14 protein-coding genes are annotated in these 11,697 nt (G+C 66.4%); 9 read left to right on the plus strand and 5 right to left on the minus strand.

Annotated elements, in window-relative coordinates; all coding sequences use genetic code 11:
• Positions 1-35 precede the first annotated feature (35 nt).
• A complete protein-coding gene (locus tag HSEST_RS02635; RefSeq protein ID WP_229122020.1) occupies positions 36-1,346 on the minus strand; it encodes an MFS transporter in 1,311 nt (436 codons plus the stop codon).
• Between the two features lie 93 nt (positions 1,347-1,439).
• On the opposite strand from HSEST_RS02635, the gene HSEST_RS02640 reads away from it, so the two are divergent.
• Positions 1,440-2,117: a type I 3-dehydroquinate dehydratase gene (locus HSEST_RS02640; RefSeq protein WP_229122021.1), complete on the plus strand. Its 678-nt coding sequence runs from the start codon at positions 1,440-1,442 to the stop codon at positions 2,115-2,117.
• Positions 2,118-2,158: 41 nt separating this feature from the next.
• Positions 2,159-2,668 carry a DUF7575 domain-containing protein gene (locus HSEST_RS02645; protein ID WP_229122022.1) on the plus strand — a complete coding sequence of 170 codons (510 nt, stop codon included), beginning with the start codon at positions 2,159-2,161 and terminating at the stop codon, positions 2,666-2,668.
• Here HSEST_RS02645 and HSEST_RS02650 read toward each other — a convergent pair whose 3' ends face one another.
• The 3 genes from HSEST_RS02650 to HSEST_RS02660 all read right to left on the minus strand — a co-directional run bounded on the left by HSEST_RS02650 (position 2,669) and on the right by HSEST_RS02660 (position 5,699).
• Positions 2,669-3,919 carry a cation:proton antiporter gene (locus HSEST_RS02650; protein ID WP_229122023.1) on the minus strand — a complete coding sequence of 417 codons (1,251 nt, stop codon included), beginning with the start codon at positions 3,917-3,919 and terminating at the stop codon, positions 2,669-2,671. It abuts the gene before it with no gap.
• Between the two features lie 62 nt (positions 3,920-3,981).
• Positions 3,982-4,467, minus strand: a complete 486-nt coding sequence (locus HSEST_RS02655; protein WP_229122024.1) for a cation:proton antiporter regulatory subunit — start codon at positions 4,465-4,467, stop codon at positions 3,982-3,984.
• A 59-nt stretch (positions 4,468-4,526) separates the two neighbouring features.
• A complete protein-coding gene (locus tag HSEST_RS02660; protein ID WP_229122025.1) occupies positions 4,527-5,699 on the minus strand; it encodes a 3-dehydroquinate synthase II in 1,173 nt (390 codons plus the stop codon).
• A gap of 57 nt (positions 5,700-5,756) precedes the next feature.
• Here HSEST_RS02660 and HSEST_RS02665 point away from each other — a divergent pair, with 57 nt between their 5' ends.
• The 3 genes from HSEST_RS02665 (at position 5,757) to HSEST_RS02675 (ending at position 7,276) form a co-directional block, all read left to right on the plus strand.
• Entirely contained in the window at positions 5,757-6,494 is a 738-nt protein-coding gene (locus tag HSEST_RS02665) for an HAD family hydrolase (RefSeq protein WP_229122026.1), read from the plus strand.
• 93 nt (positions 6,495-6,587) lie between these two features.
• Positions 6,588-6,953: a MarR family transcriptional regulator gene (locus HSEST_RS02670; RefSeq protein WP_229122027.1), complete on the plus strand. Its 366-nt coding sequence runs from the start codon at positions 6,588-6,590 to the stop codon at positions 6,951-6,953.
• Complete coding sequence (locus HSEST_RS02675) at positions 6,953-7,276, plus strand: hypothetical protein (protein WP_229122028.1); 324 nt, start codon at positions 6,953-6,955, stop codon at positions 7,274-7,276. Before HSEST_RS02670 ends, HSEST_RS02675 begins: the two co-directional genes overlap by 1 nt.
• Positions 7,277-7,293: 17 nt before the next feature.
• Here the strand turns inward: HSEST_RS02675 and HSEST_RS02680 are convergent, their stop codons facing one another.
• A complete protein-coding gene (locus HSEST_RS02680) occupies positions 7,294-8,088 on the minus strand; it encodes a 2-amino-3,7-dideoxy-D-threo-hept-6-ulosonate synthase (RefSeq protein WP_229122029.1) in 795 nt (264 codons plus the stop codon).
• Between the two features lie 98 nt (positions 8,089-8,186).
• Here HSEST_RS02680 and HSEST_RS02685 point away from each other — a divergent pair, with 98 nt between their 5' ends.
• From HSEST_RS02685 to HSEST_RS02700, 4 genes are read left to right on the plus strand one after another with little or no spacing between them, the layout of a single operon-like run.
• Positions 8,187-9,491 (plus strand): UbiD family decarboxylase, encoded by a 1,305-nt coding sequence (locus HSEST_RS02685; protein ID WP_229122030.1) that lies wholly within the window; start codon positions 8,187-8,189, stop codon positions 9,489-9,491.
• Positions 9,492-9,513: 22 nt separating this feature from the next.
• On the plus strand, positions 9,514-10,692 hold the full coding sequence (locus HSEST_RS02690) for an aconitase X (RefSeq protein WP_229122031.1): 1,179 nt from the start codon (positions 9,514-9,516) through the stop codon (positions 10,690-10,692).
• Complete coding sequence (locus tag HSEST_RS02695; RefSeq protein WP_229122032.1) at positions 10,692-11,108, plus strand: aconitase X swivel domain-containing protein; 417 nt, start codon at positions 10,692-10,694, stop codon at positions 11,106-11,108. The genes HSEST_RS02690 and HSEST_RS02695 overlap by 1 nt, the downstream gene beginning before the upstream one ends.
• The gene (locus HSEST_RS02700; RefSeq protein WP_229122033.1) at positions 11,105-11,677 is read left to right on the plus strand and encodes a UbiX family flavin prenyltransferase; all 573 of its coding nucleotides are present in this window, start codon (positions 11,105-11,107) and stop codon (positions 11,675-11,677) included. Before HSEST_RS02695 ends, HSEST_RS02700 begins: the two co-directional genes overlap by 4 nt.
• The last annotated feature ends 20 nt before the right edge of the window (positions 11,678-11,697 follow it).

The raw sequence follows: 11,697 nt of genomic DNA on the forward strand, positions 1-11,697 counted from the left end.
ACCCTCTGGATGCTTCCCCGGTGCCGGCCTTCCCCTCATTCGGCTGCGGCTGGTGTATTTTGCGTGAGTAACTCACCTACCCGGAGCGTGAGCACGAGCGACGCACCGAGCAGTACGAGCGCGCCGGCGATCGCGAAGGCGGCGAGGTAGCCGATCGTCGCGGCCCAGCCGCCGAGGATGCCGCCGACGCCGCCCGCAACCGCGCCGAGGGCGGCGTGGATACCGAGTATTTCGCCTCGAATCTCCGGCGATGCGAGCCGCGTCACGATCGCCGTCCCGACGACGGCCATGACGCCCCAGGTGGCCCCGACGACAGCCAGCCCGAAGCCGACGAGTCCGAGCCGGAGTGAGACGGCCCCGATCCCGGCCGCCAGGGCAACGATCGGCAGCGAGATCCCCCGGACGACGAGTGAACCGGCCTGGAGTCGACGAAGGTCGTACCGCGATGCGAGCCGACCGGCGGGCTCGTATACCACCGCCGAACCGAGGCTCGCGAGCAGGTATAGCGCGAAGACGATGCCTGATCCGAACTCGGCGTCCGTGAGCACGAGCGGTAGCGGGGCCCAGAAGGCCGCCGAACCGGACAGGAAGAGACAGACGGCCACGAGATAGGTCGCCAGTGCGGGACTGAATCGCTTGCGGAGTCGCCCCGGGCGGAGCGCACGCGTCGACCAGTAGATGCGGTTCGGCGAGAAGACGACGGTCGCACTCCGAATGCTACGGGGGGACGTGGTGAGTATGCGACCGATCCGCCGGACCCGGCGCGGGCTCGTGACGTGGCCGTCCGGGCTTGGAAGCGTCCACGCGGTCCCCGCGGCACTGAGTGCGGCACAGGCCGCGAACGCCCAGAACAGCGCCCGAGTCGCCGTTCCGGCGCCGACGAACTGACCGACGACCAGTGGCCAGACGGTGCCCACTAGCAATCCGCCAGCCCATCCGTATCCCTGGAACTTGTTGAGTCGCCCGATGCGCTCGGCCCAGTCGGATTCCGGCGTGGCGTCGACGACGACCATCGTCACGACGGGTGCGACCGCCGCGATGACCAGCCACAGGACGGCGTTTGCGACGATGACGGCCGTGATGTCCGAGACGAACGGGATCACGGCGAGACACGCCCCCACAGTCGCCAGCGTCCCGATCACGAGCGGTCGGCGGGACGGAACGCGATCGGCGAGTCTGCCGAAAGCGATGGCACCCGGCGCGCCCGCGACCGCGGCGGCCGACGCGAGCAGCCCGAGCTGAAACGCTGACGCTCCGAGCTGGACGGCGTACAGCGGTACCAGAAGCGATGCGCCCCCGAAGGCGACGGATCCGAACCCCCACGGATACAGCCAGCGGTCGGTCATCGACTGACGCCGATTCGTCGGCCGTCGGCATAGTTCTCCCGCCTGGGGCATCCAGGGCGCGGGACTTTTGCCAGTCGTTCTCCAATCGGCTCTATGGACTTCGATTCGTTCGTGCTGGCGGCCTCGACGGCGGATCTCGCCGACGAGCCGGACGCACGCGAGCATGCCGACTGCATCGAGTTCCGCATGGACCTGGCCGAGTCGCCCCTCGACGCGCTCAGGAACTACGACGGCGACCTGCCGATCCTGGCGACCAACCGGGCCGACTGGGGGGGTGGCGAGGCGACCGACGACCGGCGTCGACTCGACGCGGTCGTCGAGGCGGCCGAACACGACGCCGTCGAGGCGGTCGACATCGAACTGGAGACGATGCGATCGGGCGATGGCGAGCGCGTGGCCGAGCACGCCCGCGAGCACGGCGCGGATGTGGTGGTATCGAGCCACGACTTCGAGGCGACGCCCGGGATGCACGATATCCAGGAGACGCTTCGGGAGGCCTGTGCGTACGGTGACGTGGGCAAGCTCGCCGTGACTGCACAGGCCCGCGCTGACGTGCTGGATCTGCTGGTCGCCACGCGGGCCGCCACTGCCGAGGGCGACCGCGTCGCGACAATGGCGATGGGTGAACCGGGCCGTCACTCCCGGGCGGTCGCGCCGCTGTACGGCTCGCGGATCGGGTACGCGCCGGTCGATCCCGAGGCGGCGACCGCGCCGGGGCAGTACGATCTGGCGACGCTTCGGGAGCTAGTCGAGGCCCTCGCCGGTCGATGAGACAGTATTAACACCGCTGGTCCCTGAGGTATAGCGTACTCGTGGGACGAACACGAAAGCGACCGTGGCTCGCGGCTGTCCTCTCGCTGCTGTACCCGGGCGTCGGACACCTGTATCTCCGGCAGTGGTTTCGGGCCCTGCTGTGGCTCGCACTCGTCTTCGGCGCGTCGCTCGTGCTCATTCCGGCAGACATCATCCCGGAGGCGACGAGCGCCTCCGCGATCCTGGAAGCCAGTCAATCGGTCCCGCTCACCGCGACGATAGCGATCCTGCTGCTGCGGCTGCTCAGCATGGGCGATGCATACGTACTGGCACGACGACTGAACGCGAGTCAGTCGCGCCGCCAGCAAGCGGCGACTCGCCTGGTCGGCTCCGACTCCGATAGCGATCCTCTCTCGTCGATCGAAGGCCTGCAGTCGGCGGGAGACGGCGCTGATCCTACGCAGGGCGACGTAGCCGCTCCCCAGCGCTGTCCGTCCTGTGGGCGCGAGATCGAGGACCCCGAACTGGACTTCTGTCCGTGGTGTGCCGAACCGTTCGATTCCGAGTGACTACTCCTCTCCGGCAGTGCCGTCGAGTCGCCTTTCGACCACCGTTTCGAAGGGCGCGGAGTACTGCATGAGCGTCGTCCCGACGACGGCCATGACCAGCACGTAGCCCACGGCGAAGGCACTGATCTGGTCGGCGACCGACTGCGGGATCGTCCCGGCGACGCCGCCGGACACTGCGAGCGTGGCGATGATGAGCGAGAACTCCCCGCGCGTGGTCATCGCGAGCGCGGTCCGCGCGGAGCGACGCGGGCCGAGATCGAACGCGCGCCCGCCCAGATAGCCGCTGAGTGCCTTCGTCGGCGTCGTCGCGAGGACGGCGACCGCGATCAGACCCGTGGCGCCGGCGACGGCCATCGGATCGGTCACCAGCCCGATCCAGAAGAAAAACACCGCGGCGAAGACGTCCCGGAGCGGTTCGAGCAGGTTCTCAACCTGCTGGACGTGGCCGGTCGCGGAGACGCCCATCCCGACGAAAAACGCCGCGACCGCCTCGCTGACGCCCAGCGCAAGCGCCGCTCCCGCGACCAGAACGACCAGCCCGACGGCCCGCAATACGACGAACTCGTGGGTGCCGGTCGCGAACAGCCGTTCGAACGCCGGCGTCCCGAACTGGACGGCGACCACTAGCACGAAAAGAAACGCGAGCGCGATTCCGATCGACTGTGCGGCCCGAGTCGGGTCGCCGCCGCCAAGTACGAGCGCGGCGGCGACGGCCAGATAGACGGCAATCAGCAGGTCCTCGTAGACGAGCGTCCCGAGGATCGGTTCGGCCTCGTCGTTGGCGATCCAGCCGAGATCGATCAGCGACTTCGTGATGATCGCCGACGAGGAGATGTAGACGATCCCGGCGACGAGAAACGCCGGCAGAGCCGACCCGAAAAAGAGCCAGCCCACCGCGAACCCGGCGGGGAAGTTGATCAGGAAGTCGATCGTCCCGGCGGAGCCGATCTGTTTGCGGCGGGCCAGCAATCGGTCGAGATTGAACTCCAGTCCGAGGAAGAACAACAGGAACACGATTCCCAGCTCCGCACCGAGTTCGACGAACTCAGATTCGGCGATATAGAGGCTTTCGAACTGTATTTCGAGCCCGCCGATCTCGTTCGGTAGGTCGAGCCGCCCGACGACGAACTCGCTGGCGACCATCCCGATCACGATGTAGAACGGGATGACCGACTGGCCGAGCCGGTTGGCTACCCAGCCGACGGCCGCAATCGAGGCGAACATCACGCCGACCTCCAGCAGGTTGGCCATTTGTGTTCACCTCCGGCGGGGCGGCGACCAGGTGATTGCGTCTGACGCAATTCCGATCGCGCTCATTCTTCACCGGCCAGCAGTCGTTCGAAGGCGTCACACTCCTCGTTCGTCCCCGTGACGACGAGCGTGTCGCCCTCCCGGAGTTCGGTGTCCGGACCGGGGCTGTCGACCGTCTGCCCGCTACGCTCGATCGCGACGACGTTCACGCCTGTCCTGCGGCCGATGTGCGCTCCCGCGATCGTCTCGCCCGCAAGCGGCGAGCCGGGCTGGACCTCGTACCACTCCAGCAGAATGCCGCCGGGCAGGGTCGTCTGTCGCTTCTCGGCCTCGACGGGCTGGAAGTACGCCCCTTCGAGGATCGTCCCGACCGTCCGCGCGAGGTCGTCGGATAACTCGAACAGCTTCTCCGAGTCGGTGTCCGAATCCGGCCGCTTGAAGACCTCACGCTTGCCGGTGTTGTGCGTGACGATGACGAGCTGGTCCCCGTCGAGTTCGACGACGTGCTTCTTGCCCACGCCGGGGAGGTCGCTCTCTTCGACGGTCATAACTAGAAGTGTGGGCGATCCGATATAAAATGACCCGTCGGTTCACCGCCGGACCGGGCTCACTTCTCGATGATCGACTCCTCGACGGCCTCGCCAAAGTGTCTGGCCGTGTCCTCGTAGTAGAGCGCGATCTCGTCGCCGGCCTCCAGGTCGGTGACGGCTTTCCGTCCTTCGCGGGTACGCACCTTGATCGTCTCAGCGTTCTGCAATAGCGTCTCGATCCGGTCGGTCTCGCCGTCCCGGCTTAGCTCGGCCTGGATCCGGAACATCGGGCGTTTCTCGATCTTGGCGCGGCCGACGATGGCCTCGCGAGTGCGGCCCTCGCTGTCGACGACCTGGACCTCGTCGCCGCTCTGCAGCTCCGAGAGGTACTTCGTACCGCCGTCCGGCGTCCGGACGTAGGCGTGGACTGCGCCGGCGTTGACCCGGAACGGACGCGAGGCGACGTAGGGGGACTCGGCGGTCTCGGCGTGGACGAAGAACAGGCCGCGGGCCATCGAGCCGACGAGCATCCCTTCGTCGTGGTCCATCAGGTTCGCGGTGTCGATACAGACCCGGTCGGCGGAGCCGGTCTGTTCGACCGCCGTCACTTCGGCGTACTGCAACTCCAGGGTCTCGCGGCCGGCCTCGTCGCGGACCTCGACTGTCCTGCGGATCTCGTCTGGGTCGTCGGTATCCAGCAGGACGCCGTCCGCGCCGAGTTCGAGTGTCTCGTAGGCGGTACGGGCGTCCTCTGCGGTCTGGACGCCCGCGATGAGCTGGGTCTCCTCGCCGACGCGAGCGATGAGGTTCTCTAGCGGGATGATCTGCCAGTCCTCGCTGACGACGATGGTGTAATCGGCTTCCGTGGCGACCGCTTCGGCGAAGGTTTCGTAGCTCTCGTCGAAGATGCGCACGTATCCGCCGTCCGCACCGCCCTCCGCTCGGAGTGCCGAGAGATCCGCCGATCCGGAGAGGTCCGAGGGCAGATCGACCGTGCCGTCGCCCTCGCCGTCCCTGCCGACGATCGTCGCGTCGGGGTCGGGCTCGTCGTCTTCGGCTTCCATCACGTGGACGTCGCCGTTGGCGAAGGCGGCGACGTTGACCGCGCCGAGTTCGCGGACGCGGTCGACGTCGTGGCTGTCCACCAGTACCCAGTCGACGCCGGCTTCGAGACCGGCAGTGATCCGTCGCTTGCGCGCCTCCCAGTCGCCGACCTCGCTGTCGGCCTTGAGCCAGACGGTCCGTGTCATATCCCAACGCTCGCGGTCGGGGCGCTTGATACTGGCGGTTGCTTTCGCGCGTGCATCGTGCCCACGGTCGGTCGTCTCGACCCCGACGTACTTGTACCGTGGCTCACCTACGATGGGGCGATGGCCCCCGATACCGTCCTGTTCGATCTCGACAGCACGCTCTGTCGCTCGACACAGGACGACCAGCGGATTCACGCCCAGGCCTTCGCCCGTGCCGGGGTCGAGCCGTTCTGCACGCCCGAGGATGTCCGGACGGTCGCTTCGACGATCACCGACGCCGACACCGACCACGAGTTTTTCCGACAGGTGTTCGAACGGGCCGCAGCGCGCGCCGGCGCTGGCTCGATCGACGCCGAGGCGCTCGCGCGGGCGACTATCGCGTTGCGCGATCCCACAGCTGTCGAGTGGCGGCCGGGGGCACAAGCCGCGCTGGATCGTGCCCGCAAACACGCAAATGTCGGCCTCGTCACGAACGGGACGCGGACGACCCAGCGGGCGAAACTCGACACGCTCGGGATCGCCGACGCATTCGAGACGATCGTGTATGCGGCCGACCGCACCGAACCCAAGCCCAGTCCCGCGCCCTTCGAGACGGCGCTTGCCGAGATCGGCGCGTCGGCCGACAGCGCGCTGTACGTGGGCAACGACTACCGGGCGGACGTGATCGGCGCGAAACGCGCCGGGCTGACCGCCTGCTGGATCCCGAGCGAGCGTGATCTCGACGCGCCAGCGGACCCAGATCACATGCCCGACTATCGGTTCGACTCGCCAGACGAACTGACGACTGTTCTCTGAGGTCCGGTCGGCGCGCTCGTCTGCCCGCAAGCACTCTCTCAGCGGACCCCCAGGATTATTATCGTCTCTGACGTAGGATTACACACAGTTACAATGCCCGTCGATTTCGAGAGCTACCACCCGACAGATTTGCCCGATGAAGATACCAACGGGCGTCAGATACTGGAATTCCTCGCTAGCAATTCGACGCTGGGATTCCGACCGACCGAACTCGCTGCGGAACTCGACATCCCACGCGGGAGTGTCGGGACGACGCTTCGCCGACTCGAGGAACGCGGACTCGTCCGTCACAAGGGCGAATACTGGGCTATCAATGCCGAGGCGTATGATGCACAGACCGCCAGCGAAATCGGGCTTCAGGCCGTTGCCGACCAGTTCGAAGGGGATTACTACGACCGAAATCCCGACTGGGACGACGATCTGCCGGATATTGACGATGGGTCGGGGAGCGGACACTGATGTATCGCCGCGGGACCGTCGTCATCGCATCGGATCCGTTCGGCAACACGCCCCGCAGACCGTACCTGGTTGTCAGTGATGAGTCCCATCCGTTCGCCGGCGAGCAGTATATCGCGCTCGGGATTTCGACGAAAACGTACGACCCGTCGATCCCACTCGCAGGCACGTATGTCGAGGGCAGACTTGACCGAGAGTCGGTTGTCGCCCCGTGGGCAGTCGTGTCCCTGCGCGACGAAAACATCGAACGCGCAGTTGCCCGTGTCGCCGAATCCATCACCGCGCGAGCGGCGACCCGGATGGCCGGTTTTGTTGTCGACAGGTAGTTTCTCGCAACCGTATTCTAGGCTTCGACAGCTAGCCCGGCCGTTTTCAATGCTTCTCCGGCATCAGCGTCGTCGTGGATGACGGCGGCGACGGCGCTCGTGATCGCCTCGGGCTCGTCGTGCTGGAAGATCGACCGCCCCATCGAGACGCCTGCTGCACCGCCGTCCATCGCGCCGCGAACCATCTCCAGGGTCTCCTCGTCGGTCCCCTTCGATCCGCCGGCGATGACGACCGGCTTGGCGGTCGCCTCGACGACGTGCTGGAAGCTCTCGGCGTCGCCGCTGTATCCGGTTTTGATCACGTCCGCGCCCAGTTCCTCGGCGAGCCGGACGGCGTGGCCCAGGGCCTCGGAGTCGGACTCGTCGATCCCGGGACCGCGGGCGTAGGCCATCGCCAGCACCGGCATCCCGTAGCGGTCGGCTTCGGCCGTCAGTTCGCCCAACTGGGAGAGCTGGTCGGGTTCGTGCTCGGAGCCGACGTTGATGTGAAAGGAGACGGCGTCAGCCCCCGCGCGGATGGCATCTTCGACTGTTCCAGTGAGTCGCTTGTCCTCCTCGTCGGGGCCGATCGTCGTCGAACCGTTGAGGTGGACGATGTAGCCCGCGCCGTTCTTGTGGGGGTGGACCCGCGAGGCGATCCCCTTCTGGGTGAGCACCGCGTCCGCGCCGCCGGCGGTGATCCCGTCAATCGTCGATTCGATGTCCTTGAGGCCTTTGACTGGCCCCATCGTGATGCCGTGATCCATGGGGACGATGAGGTGGCGCCCCCCTGTTCCGATTCGTTCCAGTCGTGCGGCTTTCCCGGCGTCCATTGGTATGTGAGTCTGTAGCAAGTCACGGTTAAAAGGGTTGCGAGCGAGCGCCCGTGCGAGTCACGAACGTTTAAGGAGATATTTGCCGAATCCGGTGTATGGGCCTCAGACGCTTTCTCGACGATGTCGGCGACCGGGTCACCCTCACGGAACCGGCCGAGACGCGGTTCGAACTCCCGGCGCTGGCCGTCCAGGACGAGCGCCGGCCGATCGTCTTCGAATCGGTCGCGGACTATCCCGACGTGCGCGCGGTATCGAATCTGATCTCCTCGCGGGCGTTGATCGGCGAGGCGCTCGGCGTCAAACCCGCCGAGATCATCGACGCCGTCAGTACCGCGATGGACGATCCGCTGTCCCTGGAGCGGACTGAACCCGCGGCCTTCGAGCACGTCGCGGACGACCCCGACGTCGCCGAGCACGTCCCGATCCCGATCTACTACGACGAACACGAGCGACAGTACTTCGCCTCGACGATCGTCGTCACGAAAGATCCCGAGACGGGCGTGCACAACCTCTCCTTTCACCGGATGATGTACGATTCGGGCAACCGGCTGGTGATGCGGCTGGTCGAACGCCACCTCCACGACATATACACGCGCACCGACGGCGGGCTCGATGTCGCGATCGTGATGGGCGTTCACCCCGCGGTCGAGATCGCCGCCGCGACCTCGTTCTCGCCGGATATGAGCGAACTCGAGCTCGCCAACCGCCTGCTCGGCGGAGAGTTGGCGACCACGGAGTTCCACGGGCTGACCGTCCCCAGCGAGGCCGAACTCGTCATGCAGGCGACGATCACCGACGAGCGCGCGGAGGAAGGTCCCTTCGTCGACCTCTCCCGGACCTGGGACCGGACCCGACAACAGCCCGTCGTCGAAGTGAACGAACTCCACGCCCGACCCGATCCCCTGGCGCGAATGATCGTTCCCGGCCGGAAGGAACACGCCCACCTCATGGGTATTCCCCAGGAACCGCGGATCTACCGGATCGTCGAGAACACCGTCCCCACCGTCGAAAACGTCGTGTTGACGCCGGGCGGCTGTTCGTGGCTGCACGGCGTCGTCCAGATCGACAAGCGGACCGAGGGCGATCCCAAGAACGCCGGGATGGCCGCGCTGGCGGCCCACCCCTCGATGAAGAAAGTCACTGTCGTCGATAGGGATATCGATCCCGCCGACCCCGACGCCGTCGAGTGGGCGACCGCAACGCGGATGCAGCCCGATCGCGACGTCGAGACCATCGAGAACGCCAAGGGGTCGTCGCTGGACCCCTCGCAGGATTACGAGACGGGGACGCTGACGAAGTGGATCGTCGACGCGACGGTCCCCGGCGATCGCGAACGCTCGGAGTTCGCCGAAGTGACTGTCCCCGGCGCGGACGAACTCGACCTTTCGGAGTATCAGTGAGCCACCACAGCCACTACCACCTATGCACCTGACAAAAGAAGAGGAACGACTGCTCGAATCGGACAGCCCGGCCGTGCGCAAGGCGATGGAACTGCTGGTCGAACTCGGCGACATCTACGGGGCCGAGGAGATGGTCGAGATCGAATCCGCCCAGGCCTCGGGCATCTCCTACAAGTCGATCGGCGACCCCGGCGTGGAGTTTCTGGAAGGGTTCGCCGAGGAGGGCGCGGAAGTGTCGGTGACGACCTTCGCGAACCCCGCCGGGATGGACTTCGCGACCTACGAGGAGATGGGTGTCAGCGAAGAGTTCGCCGAACAGCAACGCCGGATCAGAGACGCTCTCCAGGAAATGGGAATCACCCTCTCTTTCACCTGTACGCCTTATCTGGCGGGGAATCTGCCACGCCGCGGCCAGCACATCGCGTGGGCGGAATCGTCGGCCGTCTCGTTTGCCAACAGCGTCATCGGCGCGAAGACCAACCGCGAGGGCGGCCCCTCAGCGCTGTCAGCGGCGATCACTGGCCGGACACCCAAACACGGCCTGCATCTGGACGAGAACCGCCGGCCGACCCACCGTATCGACGTGGATGTCGACCTGGAGACGCAGTCGGACTTCGCGGCGCTCGGCTCGTGGACCGGCCGGATCGTCGAGGACGGCAAGCCCTATTTCACCGGGATCGACGCGGCGACCACCGACGAACTGAAGGCGCTCGGCGCGGCGATGGCCGCCTCGGGAGCCGTCGCGCTACACTTCGTCGAGGGGGTCACGACAGACAGGGAACCGCCCGAAGCCGTCGAGAGTGCCACCTTTGGCACGGGCGAGCGCGATGAGGAGTACGCCGAGTTGAACGACGGCGAGGACCCCGAGTTGGTCGTCATCGGCTGTCCCCACTGCTCGCCCGAGGAGATCGAGGACGTCGCGGCGACCGTTGAGGGCGAGACCCTCGAAAGCGACCTGTGGGTCTGTACCAGCGGCGCGGTCAAAACCTGGGCCGACCGCAACGGCCACACCGAGACCATCGAGGCGGCGGGCGGGCAAGTACTGGCCGACACCTGCAACGTCGTCTCCCCGATCGAGGAGATGGGCTATGAGACCAGCGCGACTGACTCGGCGAAGGCTGCCAACTACCTGCCCGGATTCGGCGACCAGCAGGTAGTCTTCGACGACAAACTCGCCCTCCTGGAGGAGGTGATGGAGTGATGAGTGAATCGGAAGAGACGGCTGACGTTATCGACGCCGAATCCATCACCGACGGCGTCGGCGAGGGCGAGGTGCTGCGATCGGACGAGCCGATCAGCTTCTACGGTGCGGTCGAGCCAGACACTGGCAAGTTCATCGAGGAGGGCCACCAGCTCGAAGGCGAGAACGTCGCCGGCAAAGTGCTAGTTTTCCCGCGCGGGAAGGGCTCGACTGTCGGATCGTACGTCCTCTACGGGCTGGCCCAGAACGGCGTCGCACCCGCGGCGATCGTCAACGAGGAGACCGAAACCATCGTCGCGACGGGCGCGATCCTCGGGGAGATTCCCAGCGTGGATTCGCTTGCGGCACCGCTCGACACGCTGGCGAACGGCGAGGTCGTGACGGTCGACGCCGACGCGGGCGTGGTGAGACGGTGACCGTCGATCGCGTCGTCGTCGGGATTACCGGCGCGTCGGGGATCCCCATCGCGGTGGCGACCGTCGAGGCGCTCGCCGAGCACTGCGAGGTCATCACGGTCGTGACTGACGCGGCCAGGTCGGTGATGGCCCACGAACGCGGTGATCGCGAGGCGACGATGAAACACCTTGAGGAGTTATCGGCGGCTGTCTACGGCGAGGACGCCGTCCACGCGCCGATCGCCTCGGGGTCGGTCGAGACCGACGGGATGGTGATCGTCCCCGCGTCGATGAACACCGTTGCCGCGGTCGCGACCGGCCGCTCGGACACCTTAGTCTCGCGGGCCGCGGACGTGACGCTCAAGGAACGCCGGAAACTCGTGGTCGTCCCGCGGGAGACGCCGCTCAGCGAGTTGCATCTGGAAAACCTGCTGAAGCTCGCCCGGATGGACGTCGAGGTCGTCCCGCCGGTGCTGGGGTTTTACTTTGATCCCGAGGATCCGGGAGACTTCGTCGATCACGTCGTCGGGAAGATCCTCGAACGGTTCGATCTCGATCACGACCGGTACGACGCCTGGGAACCGGACTGATTTTGCCGGGTGCCCGCCCC

Source organism: Halapricum desulfuricans, from assembly GCF_017094465.1.
Classification (GTDB): domain Archaea; phylum Halobacteriota; class Halobacteria; order Halobacteriales; family Haloarculaceae; genus Halapricum.

Excerpts from the sequence above, each read along its gene's own strand:
- HSEST_RS02660 (WP_229122025.1), bottom strand. The coding sequence starts at position 5,699 with ATGACACGGACCGTCTGGCTCAAGGCCGACAGCGAGGTCGGCGACTGG.
- HSEST_RS02655 (WP_229122024.1), bottom strand. The coding sequence starts at position 4,467 with ATGACCGTCGAAGAGAGCGACCTCCCCGGCGTGGGCAAGAAGCACGTC.
- HSEST_RS02635 (WP_229122020.1), bottom strand. The coding sequence starts at position 1,346 with ATGACCGACCGCTGGCTGTATCCGTGGGGGTTCGGATCCGTCGCCTTC.
- HSEST_RS02675 (WP_229122028.1), top strand. The coding sequence starts at position 6,953 with ATGTATCGCCGCGGGACCGTCGTCATCGCATCGGATCCGTTCGGCAAC.
- HSEST_RS02695 (WP_229122032.1), top strand. The coding sequence starts at position 10,692 with ATGAGTGAATCGGAAGAGACGGCTGACGTTATCGACGCCGAATCCATC.
- HSEST_RS02640 (WP_229122021.1), top strand. The coding sequence starts at position 1,440 with ATGGACTTCGATTCGTTCGTGCTGGCGGCCTCGACGGCGGATCTCGCC.
- HSEST_RS02690 (WP_229122031.1), top strand. The coding sequence starts at position 9,514 with ATGCACCTGACAAAAGAAGAGGAACGACTGCTCGAATCGGACAGCCCG.
- HSEST_RS02670 (WP_229122027.1), top strand. The coding sequence starts at position 6,588 with ATGCCCGTCGATTTCGAGAGCTACCACCCGACAGATTTGCCCGATGAA.
- HSEST_RS02685 (WP_229122030.1), top strand. The coding sequence starts at position 8,187 with ATGGGCCTCAGACGCTTTCTCGACGATGTCGGCGACCGGGTCACCCTC.
- HSEST_RS02650 (WP_229122023.1), bottom strand. The coding sequence starts at position 3,919 with ATGGCCAACCTGCTGGAGGTCGGCGTGATGTTCGCCTCGATTGCGGCC.
- HSEST_RS02680 (WP_229122029.1), bottom strand. The coding sequence starts at position 8,088 with ATGGACGCCGGGAAAGCCGCACGACTGGAACGAATCGGAACAGGGGGG.